Source organism: Mesorhizobium sp. RCAM 06353, from assembly GCF_059683585.1.
Genome location: NZ_CM185031.1, coordinates 5,404,060 through 5,423,896, shown reverse-complemented (window position 1 = coordinate 5,423,896; position 19,837 = coordinate 5,404,060). Strand labels below are relative to the sequence as shown.

Below are 19,837 nucleotides of genomic sequence, written 5' to 3'. Positions count from 1 at the left end.
ACGAGAGGCAAAGACAATGATCAATTCGCGTCCGGCGGCGAAGACCGCCAACGTATCCGACGATCGCCGCGAGGCTATCCGTTCCCTGTACATGGAATCGCTGCAGCTGGTCGAGCGGCTGCACCGCCGCCTGCTTGACGTCATCAAGGACGAATTCGACCGCAACGGTCGTTCCGACATCAATGCCATCCAGGCGCTGCTGCTCTTCAACATCGGCAATTCCGAGCTGACCGCCGGCGAGCTGCGTTCGCGTGGCTATTATCTCGGCTCGAACGTGTCCTACAATCTGAAGAAGCTGGTCGATCTCGGCTTTATCAACCACCAGCGCTCGCGCATCGACCGCCGTTCGGTCCGCGTCTCGCTGACCCCGAAGGGCAACGAGGTGGCCGACGTCGTCGCCGGTCTCTATGAGCGCCATGTCGGCTCGATCGAGCAGGTCGGCGGCATCAACACCGACGAGTTCAAGCAGATGAATCGTGCCTTGCAGCGGCTCGACCGCTTCTGGAACGACACCATCGCCTACCGGATGTAAGCCATCCGCAGCAGATCTGGCCCGCGCCATAGAAGCGCGGCCGACATAGCGACCTTCAGTCACGGGCCGGTGCCGAAAAGCACTGGTCCTTTTTCTGATCATGGATAGCCAGCCGGGAGTTGAGCGAGCCGTCACTCGACGATTCCTGTTGCACCTGGATTGGCAGCCCTCGACTTCTGCCGCACGCTTTGCTTTCGTCACCACAATGCCTAATGTCGCCGCCCAAGGGGGGGCATGATGGGTCGAAGGAACTGCTTCAAGATCTGTTCGGTCGCAACGGTGCTCTTGCTGGCGCCGGAAATGGCCTTTGCAGAGGAATGGTGGAAAGATTCCTTCGCCACGGAAGGCAGCAGCTCGTGTGAAGGCAATGATTCCAGAGTGACGTTCACCGACAAGTCGGTGGAAATGTGGGAAGTTTGGTGCACGCTCAACAGGGTCCAGAAACTCAGAGGCCTGGATGCGATCGTCCTGGATATGACCTGCTCGGACGATGAGCAGAGTGTCGACAAGCGGCGCGCGCTATTGCTCAAGCTCGATGACAACAAAATATTGCGGTATCCCGAGTACCAGGTGCTGCAACGGTGTTCGGAGCTCGAGGCCAAGACCGGCCCACAGCCCTAGCTGTCTTTTGCTGTTCCCGCGCGCTGCATCCGGCCCTGACAACGACGGTGACGTGGGTTCGGTACCGAAAAACCACGCCCCTTTCATTTCGCCACTCTGGGTGGACCCAAATTGGGCGCAAGGCCACGTTGCCGCCATATTCCAATGGAACCGAGGGTGGCAGTGATGCTGTCGTGAAGACCATGCGTCCACCCGCAACCGTATCGCGCCTCGTGCGTTTCTCGCCAACGTGATACGGGCCATGGTTGGCTAATTGTTAAGATTGCCAATTTTAGAGTGCGGGCGAGATCGCCCGATGATCGACGCAGCAAGTGATCGAACCGTTACCTATGTCTGGAACGTCCATGAGAACCAGCCGCCGTTTTTTCCTTTCCGGAGCCTCCGCGCTCGCTGCCGCCGTGGTGGCCGGCCGTGTGAACGCGCAGGATGTGATCGGGGATATCCTGAAATCCTCGGCCCGCGGCAATTGGGATGACCAGTTCGACGCCCGCGCCAGCGAAGGCGGCAAGGTGGCTTCGACGCTACCGATCTTCAGCCCGCAGACCGTTGCGTTCACGGAGCAGGCGGTCGCGCAATATCAGAACATCGTCGGGCAGGGTGGCTGGGTAGACGTTCCCGCGACCAAGAAACTGCAACTCGGCGTCGATGACCCGGATGTGGTGCCGCTGCGCAAGCGCCTGATGATTGCAGGCGACCTGTCGCAGAGCGCCGGCATTTCGACGGCCTTCGATTCCTATGTCGACTCGGCGGTCAAGCGCTTCCAGTTGCGCCATGGTCTGCCCGCTGACGGCTCGATGGGCAAATATACCTACGCCGCGATGAACGTTTCGGCGCAAATCCGGCTCGGCCAGTTGCAGACCAATCTGCAACGGTTGAAGGAGAAGGCGGGCACGTTGGGCAACCGCTATGTGCTGGTCGACATTCCGGCGGCGCAGGTCGAAGCTGTCGAGAACGACCGCGTCGTGCTTCGCCACACGGCTATCGTCGGCAAGATCGATCGCCAGACCCCGATCGTCAATTCCAAGATCAACGAGATCATCGTCAATCCGTACTGGAACGCGCCGGTCTCAATCGTGCGCAAGGACATCATTCCGCTGATGCGGAAGGATCCCAATTATCTCAAGAACAGCCACATTCGCCTGTTCGCGCCGGATGGCAGCGAAGTCGATCCGATGAACGTGGACTGGTCGACCGACGACGCCGCCAAGTACCGGTTCCGCCAGGATCCTGGTTCGGAAAACGCCATGGCGTCGGTCAAGATCAATTTCCCGAGCCCCGATGGCGTCTACATGCACGACACGCCGCAGCAGAGCCTGTTCGGCAAGATGTTGCGCTTCGATTCCTCGGGCTGCGTGCGCGTCCAAAACGTGCGCGACCTCGTTACCTGGATCCTGCGCGACACGCCCGGCTGGGACCGCCAGCATTTCGAGGCGGCGATCAAGACCGGCGAAAACACGCCGATCCAGGTCACCAACCCGGTGCCGGTACACTTCCTCTATCTCTCGGCCTGGTCGACCGGACCCGGCGTCGTGCAGTTCCGCGACGACGTCTACGCGTTGGACGGCGCCAGCGAACTGCAGATCACTTCTTCGCTCTAAGCATCTGATAATTCTAGCGAAAAGGCCGCTCAAAGGGCGGCCTTTTTGTTTGCGGGAGCGTTAAATCAGCCGCTGATTGACCAGCCGCGCCACCGCTTGCGCGCGGTTGACGGCGCCGAGCTTGCGCCTGGCATTGTCGACATGGAAGCGCACCGTCGCTTCGGCAATGCCGAGAATAACCGAGATTTCCCAATCCGTTTTGCCTTCGGCCACCAGCGCCAGGCTGTCGCGTTCGCGCACCGTCAGCCGAACGGCTGCGGCGGGCGGTGGCGTCGTCAGGACCATCAGCCGTTCCGTCAGCACGAGACCGGCCATCTGGATGGCAAAGCTTTCGTCGGCCGTGAAGTCGCGTTCGTGAAAGCCGAGATGCAGCGAGGCTATGGCGCCGTCGGCGCCATAGGAGGTGGAACACAGCGCGTCGTTGATCCCGGCCTCGCCGAGCGCCTCCCAATAGACGCCGAACTCAGCGCGGTCGCGCGGGGCAAAATCAGAGAAGCGGTAGCGCGTGCGGCTTTCGCGGATAGCGCCGAGCAGCGGGTTGCACTCGAAGCAGACATAGTCGAAGGCCGGGCTGCCCGGCCAGTTCGCCGGCGCCAGCCGCGTGATGAAGCCGCCGGCCGCCCAATGGCTGGCGGAGGTCAGCGTTGCTGACGGCCTTCGATAGAGGCGGGTCTGCAGATAGGAAGCGCCGAAGGTTTCCATCGCCGCAAAATAAGCGGTGCTTGCGCCCTCGGCCGTTGCCGACGCCAAGGCCGGTTCGGCATGTGCCATGATCCGTGACAGCATCGATCGAACCCCCGCTCGTGAGCCGTAACGCAGCGTCGCACAGCCGAGTATGACCCGCAAGGCTGCCAGCCGGTGACAGCCATCTGTCAACCCCGCGCTATCGGGAGGTTGATGCTGGGCTATGCTCGCGTATCCAGAAAAGCGGCGGCGTTGGCTTCCGGAATTCACGTCCGATCTTCGGGCATCGGCGCTCTGCATACGCATGTCGACCGGGGGGCCGGCGTGCGGCCGGCCACCTGGTGCCCCTAGGCAGCCTTGCGCTGACGCCAGGTGCCGGCCTTTTTCCGACATAGGCAGCCGCTGGCCACTCTGTCTGCTGTCCCTCTCGGCCATCGCTCCGCCAGCGCTGTCTGGACGCAACGGCGATGATTGCGCATGGTCCCGCAAACAGCCGGAATCGAGCCATGCAAACCGCCATCTTCATCCTCGTCGTCCTCGTCTTCGTAGCTGTTTCCGGCGCGCTGGTGCGGCTGGTGCGGGTGCCGCTGCCGGTGCTGCAGATCGCTATAGGCGCCGCGCTCGCCTGGCCGGTGGGCGGCATCCATGTCGAGATCGATCCGGAACTGTTCCTGCTGGTGTTCATTCCGCCGCTGCTGTTCAGCGACGCTTTCGGCGCGCCCAAGCGTGAGTTGATTGCGCTGCGCGGGCCGATCCTCGACCTTGCCATCGGCCTCGTCTTCTTCACCATCGTCGGCTTCGGCTATGCCTTGCACTGGCTGGTGCCGAGCATTCCGCTAGTCGTTGCCTTCGCGCTCGCGGCGGTGCTGTCGCCGACCGATGCGGTGGCCGTGTCCTCGATCATCGACAGGAACGTCGTTCCGGCGCGGCTGATGCACATTCTGGAAGGCGAGTCGCTGCTCAACGATGCGTCGGGCCTGGTCATGTTCCGCTTTGCCGTAGCGGCGGCGTTGACCGGCAGCTTTTCCTTTGCTGCCGCTTCGCTGAGTTTCCTCTATGCCGTGGCGGTCGGCATCCTGGCCGGCGTGGCGGCCTTGTTCGTCGCCGCCAAGGCGCTGCAACTCTTGAACCGCATCGGCGGCGTGCCGGCCGAGGCGCAGGTGCTGATCACCATCCTGCTGCCCTTCGTCGCCTATCTCGGCGCTGAGCATTTCGGGGCCTCGGGCATCCTGGCTGCGGTGACCGCCGGTCTGTTGACCGGCAGCACCGGTATATTCCGCTTCCTCGGCGTCTCGGCGCGCATGCAGACGATCTCCTTGTGGACGACGTTTTCCTTCGTCTTCAACGGCGCGCTGTTCATCGTGCTCGGCCTGCAGCTACCCGAAATCATCCGCAAGGTGCCGCCGGAACTCACAGGCCACTATCCGATCATCCAGCCGGTGCTGACCGTGGTGGCGCTGACGTTCTGCCTGATCGCGCTCCGCTTCGTCTGGATCTGGGTTGGCGACATCGCGGCGACGGTTGCAGCGCGGCTCGGCAAGCGCGAAGCCGAGCCGTTCGGCCTGCGCGTGCGGCTCGCCGGATCGGTGGCGGGTGTGCGTGGCGCGATCACGCTGGCCGGCATATTATCGCTACCGCTGGCTCTGCGGGACGGCTCGCCGTTCCCCGCGCGGGACCTGGTCATCTTCCTCGCCGCCGGCGTCATCATCTGTTCCCTGCTGATCGCCAGCCTTGCCTTGCCGGTGATTGCGCAAGGCCTGGTCGAGCCGGGCGAGGATGCAGGTGCTGCCGAGGAGCGCCGGGCGCGTGTCGGCGCAGCCAATGCGGCAATCGCTCGCATCGAGAGCATGGCGGGCAGCAGCGACGACGACGGCGAGGTGCCCAGCGCCAGACTTGCCGCCGCCGAAAATATCGTCGCCGGCTACCGGCGCCGCATCGCCACCTCCGACGAGGCCGATGAAGCCAGAGCCGAGGCGCGCGAGGCCGGGCGGGTGGAGCTCGAAATGCGACTTGCCGGCATTGAGGCAGAACGCACTGCCGTGCGCGCCATGCTTCAGCGCGGCGAGATCAATGATCACACGGCGCGAGCGCTGTTCACAGAGATCACCCTGACGGAGGCCCTTTTGAACGGCAGGCAGGCGCGGAAATAGAATCGGCGATGCCCAGGGGCTGTGGATTTGCAGGCTCTGCCGCAAACCGGCCAGCAAATTTCGCGCTGCAAACGTGGCGGGTCGAAAACAACTGTGTTAATGGCGCGGCAATGCATGTCGCCCAAAGCTGTGCAGCGGTTTTGGGGCAACGATATGCATAAGCAAATTGCCCCCGAACCGAGGATTTCAGGCCATGGCAACAGCAGCGGCAGTGTCGAACAAATTCGAATCCTTCTTCGAAACCACGCTGGAAGACGCCGATCCGGAGATTTTCGGCGCCATCCGCAACGAGCTGGGTCGCCAGCGCCACGAGATCGAGCTGATCGCCTCGGAAAACATCGTTTCCCGCGCGGTGCTCGAGGCGCAGGGGTCGATCATGACCAACAAATATGCCGAGGGCTATCCGGGCAAGCGCTACTATGGCGGCTGCCAGTTCGTCGACGTGGCGGAGGAATTGGCCATCGAACGGGCGAAAAAGCTGTTCGGCTGCAATTTCGCCAACGTCCAGCCGAACTCCGGCAGCCAGATGAACCAGGCGGTGTTCCTGGCGCTGCTGCAGCCCGGCGACACGTTCATGGGCCTCGACCTCAATTCCGGTGGCCATCTCACCCACGGCTCGCCGGTCAACATGAGCGGCAAGTGGTTCAAGGTCGTCTCCTATGGCGTGCGCAAGGAAGACCATCTGCTCGACATGGACGCGATCGAGAAGACCGCGCATGAGACCAAGCCGAAGCTGATCCTGGCCGGCGGCACCGCCTATTCGCGCATCTGGGACTGGAAGCGCTTTCGCGAGATCGCCGATGCGGTCGGCGCCTATCTGATGGTCGACATGGCGCACATTGCGGGCCTCGTCGCCGGCGGCGTGCATCCGTCGCCGCTGCCGCACGCGCATGTGGTGACGACCACCACGCACAAGTCGCTGCGCGGCCCGCGCGGCGGCATGATCCTGTGCAATGACGAGGACATCGCCAAGAAGATGAACTCGGCCGTGTTCCCCGGCCTGCAGGGCGGTCCGCTGATGCATGTCATCGCCGCCAAGGCGGTGGCCTTCGGCGAAGCGCTGAAGCCAAGCTTCAAGGTCTATGCGGAGAGTGTGGCCGCCAATGCCAAGGCGCTGGCTTCGAGCCTCAAGGAGACGGGCCTCGACATCGTCTCCGGCGGCACCGACAACCATCTGATGCTGGTTGATCTGCGCCCCAAGAACGCCACCGGCAAGCGCGCCGAGGCAGCCCTTGGCCGCGCCAACATCACCTGCAACAAGAACGGCATCCCCTTCGACCCGGAAAAGCCCTTCGTCACCTCGGGCGTGCGCCTCGGCACGCCGGCCGGCACCACGCGTGGCTTCGGCCGGGCCGAGTTCCGCGAGATCGGCAAGCTGATCGCCGAAGTGCTGGATGGTCTCAAGGTCGCCAATTCGGACGAGGGCAATGCCGCGGTCGAAGCGGCGGTCAAGGCCAAGGTCGTGGCGCTGACCGATCGTTTTCCGCTCTATCCTTATCTCGGTTGACCGTCCCTAATCTCGATTGACCAGGCGCGAAGCGTCATCTCTTATTCGCCGGCGGTGCGTCACCCCTGAACGGGTGACGCATGGAACTGGAGACTTGATGATGCGCAATTTTCGTCCCGCCTCACTCGGCGTCGTCGGCTGGCTGGCCGTTTGCGGGTCCGCTTTGGCGCAGACCCAGCCCGCCCCGGACACGCCTGCCACCAGCACCTTCGGCAAATGGACAACCATCGTCGATGTGCTCGATACCGGCCAGGATGCGAGCAAGACCTGTGCGGCTTCGACGGCGTTCTTCGATGCGAGCGGCAATTCGGGCACGCTGACCTTGTCGATCTCGACCGGCGATGCGCTGCCGCCTGATGCCTATCCGGCCATCATGCTTACCGTTGACAACAAGCAACTGCCGACCGGCAAGAAGATCGCGGCGACGTTCGGCGATCCCGGCGTCAAGGTTTCGACGACGGTATACTCCAACGATGCCGTCATCGGCCGTCCGAGCTGGACGGTCGACAATCAGGCCAAGACCAGTCTCGCCCTGCTGCGAGCCATGCGCCAGGTCATCTCGCTCGATGTGACTTTCGGCAAGAACGTTGTCGCCAGCATCCCGATGGATGGCTTCACCAAGGCCTACCGCAGCCTCGGAACGTCCTGCGGCTTTCCGACCAAGGACGTCGCGCCGTGACGCGGACGGCCGGATCGGCATAGGCGGCGCGGATGGACATTGTCTGGAAGGGCGTGGTCGGCGGGCTGGTGACGGCGCTGATCGTCTGGGCGTCCAAGAGTGGCAATGTGCTGCCTGGGATACTGCCGCTGGCGCCGACCTTTGCCATCATAGCCTTGCTCGCCGTGGGCGCCAAGGGTGATCCGGGCGGCTTTCGCGATGCCTGCCTTGCCGGTATGAAGACAATTCCCGCCTATCTTGCCTTCCTCGGTGCCTGCTGGTTGTTCATCGACAAGGTTGACTATCGCCTGGCTGTCGCCGGCGGCATCGCCGTCTGGCTGGTGGCCGCGCTGGCAATCTTCCTCGCGCCTCGCTATCTCTGAAGAAACGGAACCGCTTCAATCCCGATCGGAAAGGCTCTAAGCCTTTCGCCTCACCAGATCTCGCGAACCCAAGGCTTTTCATGCGCTGTCCCTATTGCCAGTCCGAAGATACGCAGGTGAAGGATTCGCGTCCCGCCGAGGACGGCGCAGCGATCCGCAGAAGGCGTGTCTGCCCCGATTGCGGCGGCCGCTTCACCACCTTCGAGCGCGTCCAGTTGCGTGATCTGGTGGTGGTCAAGAAGTCGGGCCGGAAAGTGCCGTTCGACCGCGACAAGCTGCTGCGCTCGGTCGAGATCGCGGTGCGCAAGCGCAATGTCGACCCCGAGCGCATCGACCGCGCCGTGACCGGCATCGTGCGTCAGCTCGAAAGCTCCGGTGAGACGGAAGTGGCTTCCGGCGAGGTCGGCAAGCTGGTCATGGAAGCGCTGAAATCGCTCGACGACGTCGCCTATGTGCGCTTTGCCTCGGTCTACCGCAATTTCCGCGAGGCCAAGGACTTCCATGAACTGCTGGGCGAACTGAAGGGCGACGAAGACAAGAGCAATGAAGAGGAAGCCGGCTGAGCATGGCAGGATCGCAACGCAGCGAGGCTGAACAGGCAGCCCTTGATCGCCGTTTCATGGCCGCCGCGCTGCGGCTGTCGCGCCGCAATGCCGGCAGGACCTCGACCAACCCTTCCGTCGGCACGGTGATCGTGCGCGACGATGGCGCTGGGCCGATGATCGTCGGCACTGGTGTCACCGCCGTCGGCGGCCGACCGCATGCCGAGACCGAGGCGTTGGCCGAGGCCGGCGAACTCGCTCGGGGCGCTACGGCTTACGTCACTTTGGAGCCCTGCGCTCATCACGGCCGCACCCCGCCTTGCGCCAATGCGCTGGTCAATGCCGGCATTGCGCGCGTCGTGGGGGCTGCCAGCGATCCCGATCCGCGCGTCTCCGGCAAGGGCTATGCCATCCTGCGCGCCGCCGGTATCGAGGTGGTCGAAAAGGTGCTGGCCGGCGAAGCCGCCGAGCAGATGGCAGGTTATCTCATTCGGTCGCTCAGGAAGCGCCCGGAAGTGATTCTGAAGCTTGCGCTTTCGAGTGATGGCAAGATCGGTAGGCAAGGCGCCGGCCAGGTCGCGATAACAGGCGATATCGCCCGCCGCGAAGTCTACCTGATGCGGGCCGAGGCTGACGGCATCCTGGTCGGCATCGGCACGGCGCTGGAGGATGACCCGGCGCTGACGGTGCGGCTGCCGGGGCTGGAGAACCGATCGCCGGCCCGCATCGTGCTTGACCGGCAGATCAGGCTGCCGGAGTCCTCGAAACTGGCCTCGGGCGTGGATCGCGTGCCGCTCTACGTCGCCGCTTGCCTGGAGGCTGATCCGCACCGCCGGGCGGCGCTCGAGCGCGCCGGCGTGCGCTTCATCGGCACCGAAACGCATGAAGGCGGCGTGGCATTGCCGGAATTGCTCGAGGATCTGGCGGCACTCGGCATGGCAAGCGTGCTGGTCGAGGGCGGCGCCAAGGTGGCCAGCGCCTTCCTGGCCGATGGGCTGGTCGATCGTATCGTGCTGTTCCAGGGACCGGAAGCGATCGGTGATGACGGCATTGCATCGCCGATCGACGCCGACCATATCCCGGCAGGCTTTCGCAAGCTGCGCGAGATGCGCTTTGGTGAAGACAGTTACGCCGAGTGGGTACGAGACCTCTAGACCATGATCCCGAAAAGTGGGACCCGGTTTTCGGACAAGGTCATGGTCAAAACGGGAAGATAGCATCGATGTTTACCGGAATTGTCACCGATATCGGCACCGTCGCGGCCGTCAAGCCACTGAGCGAAGGCGTCGGCTTGCGCATCGATACCGCTTACAATCCCGAGACCATCGCCATTGGCGCCTCGATCTCCTGCGGCGGCGTCTGCCTGACAGTCACGGCTTTGCCTGACCATGGCTCCAACGCCCGCTGGTTCGAGGTCGAGGCTTGGGAAGAGGCCTTGCGGCTGACCACGGCCTCGAGCTGGAAATCCGGCACCAAGGTCAATCTCGAGCGGGCGCTGAAGATCGGCGACGAACTCGGCGGCCACATCGTTTCGGGCCATGTCGACGGCACCGCCGAGATCGTTGAGCGCAAGGATGAGGGCGACGCGGTGCGCTTCACGCTGGAGGCGCCGCGCCATCTGGCAAAATTCATCGCGCCGAAAGGCTCCGTCGCGCTCGACGGCACCTCGCTCACCGTCAACAAGGTCGAGGGCACCCGCTTCGACGTGCTGCTGATCCACCACTCGCTGACGGTCACCACCTGGGGCGAGCGCAAGGCCGGCGACCGCGTCAATCTCGAGATCGACACCATGGCCCGCTACGCCGCGCGGCTGGCGGAGGCGGCGAAAGAGGGGCTCTAGAAGTCTGCCGGACCGGCCGGTCCAAGGCGTCTCATGTACTTCCAGCAATCTTCCGCTTGCGATCAATCCGGCTTCGGCCTAAGTCACCGGCAACCCCCCGGAGATTTTTATGGCAGGCACATCCCAACACGGCAAAGCCTTCATTCGTCCGAAGGCGAAGGCGCATCTGCTGATTGTCGAAGCGCGCTTCCATGACGACCTTGCCGACGCGCTGCTCGACGGCGCGACAAACGCGCTCGATGAAGCGGGCGCGACTTACGACGTCGTCACCGTTCCAGGTTCGCTCGAAATTCCCGCCGTGATCACCTTCGCGCTGGACGGCGCGGCGGAAGGCGGCACCAACTACGACGGCTTCGTTGCGCTCGGCACCGTCGTTCGCGGCGACACCTATCATTTCGACATCGTCGCCAATGAATCCAGCCGCGCACTCATGGACTTGTCCGTGCAGGACTCGGTCTGCATCGGCAACGGCATCCTGACCACCGAGAACGACGCACAGGCATGGACGCGGGCCAAGCGCTCGGAAGGCGACAAGGGCGGCTTTGCCGCGCGTGCGGCGCTGACCATGATCGCGCTCAAGGAACAATTGGGAGCGCGATCGTGAGCGAACCCGCTTCGCCCGGACAGCCCGCGGTGCGCCACGCCAACAAGCGCGGCGCCGCCCGTCTGGCGGCCGTGCAGGCGCTCTATCAGATGGATGTGGCCGGCAGCGGCGTCTTCGAGACCACCGCCGAATATGAGGCGTTTCGCCTTGGCAAGGAAGTTGACGGCGCGCTCTACCGCGAGGCGGATGCCCAATGGTTCCGCGCCATCCTGACCGGCGTCGTCGAGAACCAGAAGACCATCGATCCGGTCATCCGCCAGGCGCTGACCGATGATTGGCCGCTGTCTCGGCTCGATTCGACGCTGCGCGCCATTATGCGCGCCGGCGTCTATGAATTGATGAAGCGCGAAGACGTGCCGGTGGCGGTGATCGTTTCGGAATATGTCGACATCGCCAAGGCCTTCTACGAGGAAGACGAGCCGAAGCTGGTCAATGCCGTGCTCGACCGCGTGTCACGCCGGGTGCGTGGCGAGGGGCGCGGCAAGGACGCATCGTGACGGCCATCGCCGTCGCGGCGGGCAGGGATGCGCGGCGCACCGCGCTGATCCTCGCCGCCTCGCAGGCGATCATCGGCTCGGCGGCACCCATCGCCATTTCCATGGGCGCACTGGCCGGGCAATACCTGCTCGGTGCCGACAAATCGCTGGCGACGGCGCCGATCACCGGCTTCAACCTTGGCGTCGCACTCGGCGCCTTGCCGGCCGCGGCCATCATCCGTTGGCTCGGCCAGCGCGGCGGCTTCATGACCGGAAGCGTCGTCACCGCGCTTGGCGGCCTGATTGCAACGCTGGCGCTTTTCCACGGCAGTTTCTGGCTGTTCGCGTTCGCACTGCTGGTGATCGGCATCGGTGGTGCCTTCGTCCAGCAGTTCCGCTTTGCCGCCGCCGACAATGCGCCGCCGGAGTTCAAGGCGCGCGCCATCTCCTTCGTGCTGGCCGGCGGCATCATCACCGCTATTCTGGGGCCGCAGATCGTCATCTTCACCCGCGAACTGTTCGCGCCGGTGATGTTTGCCGGGTCGTTCGTCTCCATCCTGCCGCTGGCAGCCGTGGGCGCCATCATCCTGTCGTTTCTGCGCCTGCCGGCGAAGGCCGTGAGCAAGGTCGACATTACCGAAGGCGATGCCAGACCGCTGTCCGAAATCGTCACCAAGCCGCGCTTCGTCGCGGCGCTGTTTTGTGCCGTCGGCAGCTATGCGCTGATGAGCTTCGTCATGACCGGCGCGCCGCTGGCCATGGTCGGCTGCGGCCTGTCGGAGGATGATGCGACGCTGGGCATCTCCTGGCACGTCATGGCGATGTTCGCGCCGAGCTTCTTCACCGGCTCGCTGATCCATCGCTTCGGCGCCGAGCGCATTGTCGCCGCCGGCCTGATCTTGCTCATCGGCTGCGCCATTGTCGCTCTGTCGGGCCTTGCGCTGTGGCAATTCTGGACGTCGCTGATCCTGCTCGGCCTTGGCTGGAATTTCAGCTTCATCGGCGCCACCGCCATGGTAGCGGCAAGCTACCGGCCGTCGGAAAAGGGCAAGGTGCAGGGTTTTCACGACTTCGTCCTGTTCGGCTCGGTCGCCTGTGCGTCGCTGCTGTCGGGCATGGTCTACAACGCCTTCGGCTGGGAGATGCTGAACTGGATGATCTTTCCGGTCACCGTACTGTGCTTCGTCGCACTCGGCGCGCTCAAGATGACGGCTCTGCGCAAGGCAAGCACCTGATCCCCAAATCTCTGCTAACCTGACATGATGTTGTCAGGATTGCTTCGGCTGAATTTGCCGCGCCGAAACAAAATTATTGCGTCTGTACCGATTGTTATGAAACCGTATGCCCCGACTGGCCGTTGAAGCCATGCTCATATGCGGCCACCGCATTCCGGTTCACAGCAAGGGATTTTCACAATGTTTTCAGTCAAGGTTTTCGCCGGCGCGGCATTGGCGCTGGCCATCTCGGCGGCTTCCGCCAGTGCTCAGGTGGTTGTCTCCTCCAAGATCGACACCGAGGGCGGCGTGCTCGGCAACATCATCCAGCTCGTTCTCAACGCCAACAACATCAAGACCACCGACCGCATCCAGCTCGGCGGCACTCCGGTGGTGCGCAAGGCGATCACCGCTGGCGAGATCGACATCTATCCCGAATACACCGGCAACGCCGCCTTCTTCTTCGAGAAGGCCGATGACCCGGTCTGGAAGGATGCCGCCAAGGCCTATGAAACGGCCAAGAAGCTCGACTATGACGCCAACAAGATCGTCTGGCTGGCGCCGGCGCCGGCCAACAACACCTGGGCGATCGCGCTGCGCAAGGAAGTGACTGATACCAACAAGCTCGCCACGCTTTCCGACTTCGGCAAGTATGTGGCCGGCGGCGGCCAGGTGGTGCTGGCGGCCTCTGCCGAGTTCGTCAATTCGGCGGCGGCCCTGCCGGCCTTCCAGACCACCTATGGCTTCAAGCTGAAGCCTGAGCAGTTGATCACGCTCTCCGGTGGCGACACGGCGGCCACCATTGCGGCGGCGGCCAATCAGACCAGCGGTGCCAACGCCGCCATGGTCTACGGCACCGACGGCGGCATTGCGCCGTCTGGCCTGGTCGTGCTTGAGGACGACAAGGGCGTTCAGCCGGTCTACCAGCCGGCGCCGATCATCCGCGAATCCGTGCTCAAGGAACATCCGGAGATCGAGACGCTGCTGAAGCCGGTCTTCGCCAAGCTCGATCTCGTCACGCTGCAGGATCTGAACGGCCGCGTGCAGGTCGGCGGCGAGCCGGTCAAGGGCGTCGCCGAGGACTTTTTGAAGAAGAATGGCTTCCTGAAGTAGTCAGCGCACCGAAAGGTGACGCTGGTGCGAAGCACCCCCTCTGTCCTGCCGGACATCTCCCCCTCCACGGGGGAGATTGGCAGCTTCTGCGCAGCGCTTATTTCTCCGGCGTTGGAAATTGGCGAAAGCCATTGCGAGATCTGATCTCCCCCTTGAGGGGGAGATGGCCGGCAGGCCAGAGGGGGGCGCCTCGCGCAAAACTCTCAATCCTGCAACAGCGCACACCGCTCGGCACGGGCTCGCCTCATGACCGTCCGCTTCGACAAGCTCGGCGTGGTCATCGCGGCGATCGCGGCCTATGCGGCGTTCCTCGCCCCTTTTGCGACGTTCCGCGCCAACCGCATCGTTCCGGGTCAGGCACGTTCGATTCTCGAGGCGTTGCCGGCAACCACAGGATGGTTGCTGCTCGCTATCATCGTCGCCGCAGCGCTCATAGCGCTGTTCAGGACACCGCTCGTGCTGCGCCTCGCCGCCGGCGTCGTCGCGCTTGCAGCGCTGGCGCTCCTCATCGGCGTCGCCGGCACATTCTTGACGCCGGCCGGCAACACCTTCGCCAGAGTGTCTCCGGCTTACGGTTTCTGGATTCTCATCTTTGCCTTCACGCTTGTGCTGGCCGACCTGCTGACAAGGCTGAACCTGTCGCCCCTGGCGCGAGTTGGCGTGCTTTTCGTCGCGGCTTTGGCGATCGGTCTGCTGTTGATGTCGGGAAGCTGGGACAATCTGTCGATCCTGAAAGAGTATTTCAATCGTGCCGACAGTTTCTGGGCCGAAGGCTCCAAGCATGTGACGCTGGCGCTCGGTTCGCTGGCTGCCGCGGTCATCGTCGGCCTGCCGCTCGGCATCCTGTGCCACCGCGTCGAAAGGCTGCGGGCCGGCGTGCTCAACGTGCTCAACATCATCCAGACCATTCCGTCGATCGCGCTGTTCGGCCTGCTGATCGCGCCGCTCGGCTGGGTCGCCACGCATGTGCCGGGGGCGGCTGCGCTCGGCATTCGCGGCATTGGCACCGCACCTGCCTTCGTCGCCCTGTTTCTCTATTCGCTGCTGCCGGTTGTAGCCAACACCGTCGTCGGCCTTGCCGGCGTGCCGCGTGCGGCCAATGACGCGGCGCGCGGCATGGGCATGACCAACCGTCAGCGCCTGTTCGGTGTCGAGTTTCCGCTGGCCTTCCCGGTGATCCTCACCGGCATCCGCATCGTGCTGGTGCAGAATATCGGCCTTGCCACCATTGCAGCGCTTATCGGCGGCGGCGGCTTCGGCGTGTTCGTCTTCCAGGGTGTCGGCCAGACGGCGATGGATCTGGTGCTGCTCGGCGCCGTGCCGACGGTCGCGCTCGCCTTCGCTGCCGCCATCATCCTCGATGCGGTGATCGAAATGACTGCCACAAAGCGCAGGGTTGAAACGGCATGATCGAGATCGAAGGCATTACCAAGGTTTACGACGCGACAACGGTGGTCGACGACGTATCGATGGTCATCGAGCCGCGCACGGTATGCGTCATCGTCGGCACATCCGGTTCGGGCAAGACGACGCTGCTGCGCATGATCAACCGGCTGGTCGAGCCGACATCAGGCATCGTCAAGCTCGACGGCGCCGACAATCGTTCCGTGCCCGGTTACGAACTGCGCCGCAGCATTGGCTATGCCATCCAGGGCCACGGCCTGTTTCCGCATCGCACCGTGGCGCAGAACATCGCCACCGTGCCCGTGCTGCTCGGCTGGGACAGGGACCGCATCAACGCCCGCGTCCACGAGCTGATGACGCTCTACCAGCTCGATCCGCAAGCTTATGGGCCGCGCTACCCGCACGAACTGTCCGGCGGCCAGCAACAGCGCGTCGGCGTCGCCCGCGCGCTCGCCGCCGAGCCCAACGTGCTATTGATGGACGAACCGTTCGGCGCGCTCGACCCGATCATCCGCACCAAGGCGCAGGAAGACCTGCTGGCGATCCAGAAGCGCTTCGGCACCACCATCATCCTTGTCACCCACGACATGGAAGAGGCCGTGCATATGGGCGACAAGATCGCGGTGATGGATGCCGGCAAGCTCGTGCAATACGCCAAACCCGCCGAGATCCTGGCAAACCCGGCCAGCAGCTTCGTCGAGACCCTGGTCGGCGCCAGCGAAAGACCCTTCAGGTTGCTGTCGCTCGGACGTGTTCGCGACGCGGTCGAGAAAGGCACCGCCGAGGGCGAGGCGATTCCCGGCGAAGCCAGCCAGCGCGACGCGTTGGCCGAGCTGTTGTGGTCGGGCCGGCCGGCGCTGCCGGTAAAAGACGCCGACGGCAAGCCGCTCGGCCGGGTCACGGTGGACGGGCTGGTCAAGCGCGCGGCGAGGCCGACATGAAAGTCTGGCTGCCGGCGCTGCTGCGACTTGCCCTTGCAGTGCTGCTCGTCGCCTTCCTCACCAACCCCGGCTGGTTCGAGCCGTTGCTGAAACCGTTGACAGAGAACAATGCGCCGGTGATCTACAATCAGGGCAGCCTGCTGACCTTGACGCTGTTGCACCTGGGCACCGTGCTGATCGCCACTGTGGCTGCAACCATCGTTGCCGTCGCGCTTGCCATCCTGGTCACGAGGCCCGCTGGAGCGGAATTCCTGCCGCTGTCGCGTAGCTTGGTCAACATTGGCCAGACCTTTCCGCCGGTGGCGGTGCTGGCACTTGCCGTTCCGGCAGTAGGCTTCGGCGAATGGCCGACGCTGATCGCGCTGTTTCTCTATGGCCTGCTGCCGATCTTCGAGAACGCGCTGACCGGGCTGACGACGCTGCCGGCCAATGTGATGGAGGCTGCACGTGGCGCCGGCATGACCGGCTGGCAAAGGCTCACCAAGGTCGAGTTACCGCTCAGCGCACCGATCATCCTTGGCGGTATCAGGCTCTCAGTGGTGATCAGCCTGGCCACCGCGACCATCGGCTCGACCGTGGCTGCCAAGACGCTGGGCGAGGTGATTATCGCCGGCCTGCTGTCCAACAATCTTGCCTTCATCCTGCAGGGCGGCCTGATCGTGGCGGCCCTTGCCGTGCTGATCTATGACGGGCTGTCGGCGGTTGAGCGCTACGCGGCGCGGCGGATGGGGCGCGAGGCGGAGTAGTCCCCTTGGGGGAGCTGGTGGTCTTGTTGGCATGATCTCCCGCGTCATTTCAATCGATCTAAATGAAGGACCATGCCGGCGGGGTCGGCGCGGCCTTTGTCTTTTGGGCGAAAGCCGGGCAAAAACCGAACAATATCTTGACGTTCCGAGCCCTGTTTCGCATACACCGATGCGAAGAGGTGGATTCCGTGCGCGGATTCCGGTCTTTGTCTCAACGGCCCAGGGAGGGGTTCTTTTGGGCCAGCAATCGAGGAAAATTCGGCAATGACCATACTTTACGCCGTCATCGCCTGCGGCTTGCTTTCTGTCCTTTACGCCATCTGGGCGACACGTTCGGTTCTCGCGGCCGATCAGGGCAATGCACGCATGCAGGAAATCTCCGCCGCCATCCGCGAAGGCGCGCAAGCCTATCTGGCGCGCCAGTACACCACCATCGCCATCGTCGGCGTGGTCGTGCTCGTGCTCGCCTGGTGGCTGCTTTCCATCACCGCCGCAATCGGCTTCCTGATCGGCGCTGTCCTGTCGGGCGCCGCCGGCTTCATCGGCATGCACGTTTCGGTGCGGGCCAATGTGCGCACCGCACAGGCGGCCTCCAACAGCCTCGCCGCCGGTCTCGACATCGCCTTCAAGTCGGGCGCCATCACCGGCATGCTGGTGGCTGGCCTGGCGCTGCTCGGCGTCTCGATCTACTTCCTGATCCTGACCGGTCCGATGGGCCTGCAGCCTAATGATCGCATCGTTATCGACTCGCTGGTCTCGCTCGGTTTCGGCGCCTCGCTGATCTCGATCTTCGCTCGTCTCGGCGGCGGCATCTTCACCAAGGGCGCCGACGTCGGCGGCGATCTGGTCGGCAAGGTCGAAGCCGGTATCCCGGAAGACGATCCGCGCAACCCGGCCACCATCGCCGACAATGTCGGCGACAATGTCGGCGACTGCGCCGGAATGGCCGCCGACCTGTTCGAGACCTATGCGGTGACGGTCGTCGCCACCATGGTGCTCGGCGCCATCTTCTTTGGCGGTACCGCGGTTCTGCAGACTGCGATGCTGTATCCGCTCGCCATCTGCGGCGCCTGCATCCTGACCTCGATCGTCGGCACCTTCTTCGTCAAGCTCGGCTCGAACGGCTCGATCATGGGCGCGCTCTACAAGGGCCTGATCGTCACCGGCCTGCTGTCGATCGTCGGCCTCGCCGTCGCCACCTCTGCTACGGTCGGCTGGGGTGAGGTTGGCACCGTTGCCGGCATGATCATCACCGGCAAGAACCTGTTCATCTGCGGCCTGGTCGGCCTCGTGGTGACCGGCCTCATCGTGGTGATCACCGAGTACTACACCGGCACCAACAAGCGTCCGGTCAATTCGATCGCCCAGGCCTCGGTGACCGGCCACGGCACCAACGTCATCCAGGGCCTTGCGGTCTCGCTGGAATCGACGGCACTGCCGGCCATCGTCATCGTCGGCGGCATCATCTCGACCTACCAGCTCGCCGGCCTTTTCGGCACGGCGATCGCGGTGACCACCATGCTCGGCCTCGCCGGCATGATCGTTGCGCTCGACGCCTTCGGCCCGGTTACCGACAATGCTGGCGGCATTGCCGAAATGGCCGGCCTGCCCAAGGAAGTGCGCCACTCCACCGACGCGCTCGACGCGGTCGGCAACACCACCAAGGCGGTGACCAAGGGCTATGCCATCGGCTCGGCCGGTCTCGGCGCGTTGGTGCTGTTCGCCGCCTACTCGAACGACCTGAAGTTCTTTGCCGCCAATGGCGACAAATATCCCTACTTCCAGGGCATGGGCGAGATCTCCTTTGATCTCTCCAACCCCTACGTCGTCGCCGGCCTGATCTTCGGCGGCCTGATCCCGTATCTGTTCGGCGGCATCGCCATGACGGCCGTCGGCCGCGCGGCGGGCGCCATTGTCGAGGAGGTGCGCAAGCAGTTCCGCGAGGATCCGGGCATCATGGCCGGTACCTCCAAGCCGAACTATGCGCGTGCGGTCGACCTTCTCACCAAGGCGGCGATCCGGGAAATGATCATCCCGTCGCTGCTGCCGGTGCTGGCGCCGCTCGTCGTCTATTTCGGCGTGCTGTTGATCTCGGGGTCGAAGGCCTCGGCCTTCGCGGCCCTCGGCGCCTCGCTGCTCGGCGTCATCGTCAACGGACTGTTCGTCGCCATCTCGATGACCTCGGGCGGCGGCGCCTGGGACAACGCGAAAAAGTCGTTCGAGGACGGTTTCGTCGACAAGGACGGCGTCAAGCACCTGAAGGGCTCCGAGGCGCACAAGGCTTCGGTGACCGGCGACACGGTGGGCGATCCCTACAAGGACACGGCTGGTCCAGCGGTCAACCCGGCGATCAAGATCACCAACATCGTGGCGCTCCTGCTGCTGGCCGTGCTTGCGCACGGCTGAGAGAGCGGTCGAAAAACAAAGCCCGCAGGGAGCGATCCCCGCGGGTTTTTGTTTGGTACGTCAGTCTCGACGGGGATTCATCTGCCGTTGGCGTCCGTGTCCAAGCGGCCGCGATAGAGCACCCGAATCTGCCGCACGCGCGGCTCGCGCTCAGGCATTGGTGGGCAGGCCACGAATCTTGCGCAGCCGGGAGACGAATCCGCCAGGTCTGTGTCGGTGGCGGAAGGACCGAGCCGTGGGGTGGATGCCGCAGGCTGCCAAAAATCTTGCGCCTAAGGCAGGTATATCTGCTCAAGTGGGGCGCCTCGGCTGCGGCAGTCTTGCCCCATTGCTGACAAGCCGGGCCTGCCTTGGCCAAACAAAAACCCGTGAGATCGCTCCCACGGGTTTTCGGTCGCCTGAGATATTGTCGCTTTCC

General features: G+C 63.9%; 19 protein-coding genes. 18 read left to right on the top strand and 1 reads right to left on the bottom strand.

The window, feature by feature from the left end:
• Nucleotides 1–16 precede the first annotated feature (16 nt).
• The 3 genes from ldtR to AC56QX_RS26380 all read left to right on the top strand — a co-directional run bounded on the left by ldtR (nt 17) and on the right by AC56QX_RS26380 (nt 2,751).
• Nucleotides 17–532, top strand: coding sequence for a transcriptional regulator LdtR (ldtR, locus tag AC56QX_RS26390; protein ID WP_013896002.1), 516 nt, complete (start codon nt 17–19; stop codon nt 530–532).
• Between the two features lie 300 nt (nt 533–832).
• Complete coding sequence (locus AC56QX_RS26385) at nt 833–1,153, top strand: hypothetical protein (RefSeq protein WP_497111401.1); 321 nt, start codon at nt 833–835, stop codon at nt 1,151–1,153.
• Between the two features lie 344 nt (nt 1,154–1,497).
• On the top strand, nt 1,498–2,751 hold the full coding sequence (locus tag AC56QX_RS26380; protein ID WP_497111400.1) for a L,D-transpeptidase family protein: 1,254 nt from the start codon (nt 1,498–1,500) through the stop codon (nt 2,749–2,751).
• A 60-nt stretch (nt 2,752–2,811) separates the two neighbouring features.
• Here the strand turns inward: AC56QX_RS26380 and AC56QX_RS26375 are convergent, their stop codons facing one another.
• Nucleotides 2,812–3,537, bottom strand: a complete 726-nt coding sequence (locus tag AC56QX_RS26375; protein WP_497111399.1) for a helix-turn-helix transcriptional regulator — start codon at nt 3,535–3,537, stop codon at nt 2,812–2,814.
• 404 nt (nt 3,538–3,941) lie between these two features.
• On the opposite strand from AC56QX_RS26375, the gene AC56QX_RS26370 reads away from it, so the two are divergent.
• The 15 genes from AC56QX_RS26370 to AC56QX_RS26300 all read left to right on the top strand — a co-directional run bounded on the left by AC56QX_RS26370 (nt 3,942) and on the right by AC56QX_RS26300 (nt 19,419).
• Nucleotides 3,942–5,585 carry a Na+/H+ antiporter gene (locus tag AC56QX_RS26370; RefSeq protein WP_497111398.1) on the top strand — a complete coding sequence of 548 codons (1,644 nt, stop codon included), beginning with the start codon at nt 3,942–3,944 and terminating at the stop codon, nt 5,583–5,585.
• 193 nt (nt 5,586–5,778) lie between these two features.
• Complete coding sequence (glyA, locus tag AC56QX_RS26365; protein WP_497111397.1) at nt 5,779–7,092, top strand: serine hydroxymethyltransferase; 1,314 nt, start codon at nt 5,779–5,781, stop codon at nt 7,090–7,092.
• 100 nt (nt 7,093–7,192) lie between these two features.
• Entirely contained in the window at nt 7,193–7,771 is a 579-nt protein-coding gene (locus tag AC56QX_RS26360) for an invasion associated locus B family protein (protein ID WP_497117902.1), read from the top strand.
• Nucleotides 7,772–7,803: 32 nt separating this feature from the next.
• A complete protein-coding gene (locus AC56QX_RS26355; protein WP_497111396.1) occupies nt 7,804–8,133 on the top strand; it encodes a GlpM family protein in 330 nt (109 codons plus the stop codon).
• Nucleotides 8,134–8,213: 80 nt separating this feature from the next.
• Complete coding sequence (nrdR, locus tag AC56QX_RS26350; protein ID WP_477221159.1) at nt 8,214–8,696, top strand: transcriptional regulator NrdR; 483 nt, start codon at nt 8,214–8,216, stop codon at nt 8,694–8,696.
• Between the two features lie 2 nt (nt 8,697–8,698).
• A complete protein-coding gene (gene ribD / locus AC56QX_RS26345; RefSeq protein ID WP_497111395.1) occupies nt 8,699–9,829 on the top strand; it encodes a bifunctional diaminohydroxyphosphoribosylaminopyrimidine deaminase/5-amino-6-(5-phosphoribosylamino)uracil reductase RibD in 1,131 nt (376 codons plus the stop codon).
• A 68-nt stretch (nt 9,830–9,897) separates the two neighbouring features.
• Nucleotides 9,898–10,515: a riboflavin synthase gene (locus AC56QX_RS26340; protein ID WP_497111394.1), complete on the top strand. Its 618-nt coding sequence runs from the start codon at nt 9,898–9,900 to the stop codon at nt 10,513–10,515.
• A gap of 109 nt (nt 10,516–10,624) precedes the next feature.
• On the top strand, nt 10,625–11,119 hold the full coding sequence (ribH, locus tag AC56QX_RS26335) for a 6,7-dimethyl-8-ribityllumazine synthase (RefSeq protein WP_027042316.1): 495 nt from the start codon (nt 10,625–10,627) through the stop codon (nt 11,117–11,119).
• Nucleotides 11,116–11,616: a transcription antitermination factor NusB gene (nusB, locus tag AC56QX_RS26330; protein ID WP_497111393.1), complete on the top strand. Its 501-nt coding sequence runs from the start codon at nt 11,116–11,118 to the stop codon at nt 11,614–11,616. Before ribH ends, nusB begins: the two co-directional genes overlap by 4 nt.
• Nucleotides 11,613–12,830, top strand: a complete 1,218-nt coding sequence (locus AC56QX_RS26325; protein ID WP_497111392.1) for an MFS transporter — start codon at nt 11,613–11,615, stop codon at nt 12,828–12,830. Before nusB ends, AC56QX_RS26325 begins: the two co-directional genes overlap by 4 nt.
• A gap of 180 nt (nt 12,831–13,010) precedes the next feature.
• The gene (gene osmF / locus AC56QX_RS26320) at nt 13,011–13,922 is read left to right on the top strand and encodes a glycine betaine ABC transporter substrate-binding protein OsmF (RefSeq protein WP_497111391.1); all 912 of its coding nucleotides are present in this window, start codon (nt 13,011–13,013) and stop codon (nt 13,920–13,922) included.
• A 246-nt stretch (nt 13,923–14,168) separates the two neighbouring features.
• The gene (locus AC56QX_RS26315; RefSeq protein ID WP_497111390.1) at nt 14,169–15,332 is read left to right on the top strand and encodes an ABC transporter permease; all 1,164 of its coding nucleotides are present in this window, start codon (nt 14,169–14,171) and stop codon (nt 15,330–15,332) included.
• Nucleotides 15,329–16,267, top strand: a complete 939-nt coding sequence (locus tag AC56QX_RS26310; protein WP_497111389.1) for an ABC transporter ATP-binding protein — start codon at nt 15,329–15,331, stop codon at nt 16,265–16,267. The genes AC56QX_RS26315 and AC56QX_RS26310 overlap by 4 nt, the downstream gene beginning before the upstream one ends.
• Nucleotides 16,264–17,013, top strand: a complete 750-nt coding sequence (locus tag AC56QX_RS26305) for an ABC transporter permease (RefSeq protein ID WP_497111388.1) — start codon at nt 16,264–16,266, stop codon at nt 17,011–17,013. The genes AC56QX_RS26310 and AC56QX_RS26305 overlap by 4 nt, the downstream gene beginning before the upstream one ends.
• A gap of 264 nt (nt 17,014–17,277) precedes the next feature.
• The gene (locus tag AC56QX_RS26300; RefSeq protein WP_497111387.1) at nt 17,278–19,419 is read left to right on the top strand and encodes a sodium-translocating pyrophosphatase; all 2,142 of its coding nucleotides are present in this window, start codon (nt 17,278–17,280) and stop codon (nt 19,417–19,419) included.
• The last annotated feature ends 418 nt before the right edge of the window (nt 19,420–19,837 follow it).

What these genes read in the sequence shown, in the direction of transcription:
- osmF (WP_497111391.1), top strand. Translation starts at nt 13,011, where the DNA reads ATGTTTTCAGTCAAGGTTTTCGCCGGCGCGGCATTGGCGCTGGCCATC.
- AC56QX_RS26385 (WP_497111401.1), top strand. Translation starts at nt 833, where the DNA reads ATGGCCTTTGCAGAGGAATGGTGGAAAGATTCCTTCGCCACGGAAGGC.
- AC56QX_RS26355 (WP_497111396.1), top strand. Translation starts at nt 7,804, where the DNA reads ATGGACATTGTCTGGAAGGGCGTGGTCGGCGGGCTGGTGACGGCGCTG.
- AC56QX_RS26360 (WP_497117902.1), top strand. Translation starts at nt 7,193, where the DNA reads ATGCGCAATTTTCGTCCCGCCTCACTCGGCGTCGTCGGCTGGCTGGCC.
- ribH (WP_027042316.1), top strand. Translation starts at nt 10,625, where the DNA reads ATGGCAGGCACATCCCAACACGGCAAAGCCTTCATTCGTCCGAAGGCG.
- AC56QX_RS26315 (WP_497111390.1), top strand. Translation starts at nt 14,169, where the DNA reads ATGACCGTCCGCTTCGACAAGCTCGGCGTGGTCATCGCGGCGATCGCG.
- AC56QX_RS26305 (WP_497111388.1), top strand. Translation starts at nt 16,264, where the DNA reads ATGAAAGTCTGGCTGCCGGCGCTGCTGCGACTTGCCCTTGCAGTGCTG.
- ribD (WP_497111395.1), top strand. Translation starts at nt 8,699, where the DNA reads ATGGCAGGATCGCAACGCAGCGAGGCTGAACAGGCAGCCCTTGATCGC.
- AC56QX_RS26310 (WP_497111389.1), top strand. Translation starts at nt 15,329, where the DNA reads ATGATCGAGATCGAAGGCATTACCAAGGTTTACGACGCGACAACGGTG.
- AC56QX_RS26380 (WP_497111400.1), top strand. Translation starts at nt 1,498, where the DNA reads ATGAGAACCAGCCGCCGTTTTTTCCTTTCCGGAGCCTCCGCGCTCGCT.
- AC56QX_RS26300 (WP_497111387.1), top strand. Translation starts at nt 17,278, where the DNA reads ATGACCATACTTTACGCCGTCATCGCCTGCGGCTTGCTTTCTGTCCTT.
- glyA (WP_497111397.1), top strand. Translation starts at nt 5,779, where the DNA reads ATGGCAACAGCAGCGGCAGTGTCGAACAAATTCGAATCCTTCTTCGAA.
- AC56QX_RS26340 (WP_497111394.1), top strand. Translation starts at nt 9,898, where the DNA reads ATGTTTACCGGAATTGTCACCGATATCGGCACCGTCGCGGCCGTCAAG.
- AC56QX_RS26370 (WP_497111398.1), top strand. Translation starts at nt 3,942, where the DNA reads ATGCAAACCGCCATCTTCATCCTCGTCGTCCTCGTCTTCGTAGCTGTT.
- AC56QX_RS26375 (WP_497111399.1), bottom strand. Translation starts at nt 3,537, where the DNA reads ATGCTGTCACGGATCATGGCACATGCCGAACCGGCCTTGGCGTCGGCA.
- ldtR (WP_013896002.1), top strand. Translation starts at nt 17, where the DNA reads ATGATCAATTCGCGTCCGGCGGCGAAGACCGCCAACGTATCCGACGAT.
- nrdR (WP_477221159.1), top strand. Translation starts at nt 8,214, where the DNA reads ATGCGCTGTCCCTATTGCCAGTCCGAAGATACGCAGGTGAAGGATTCG.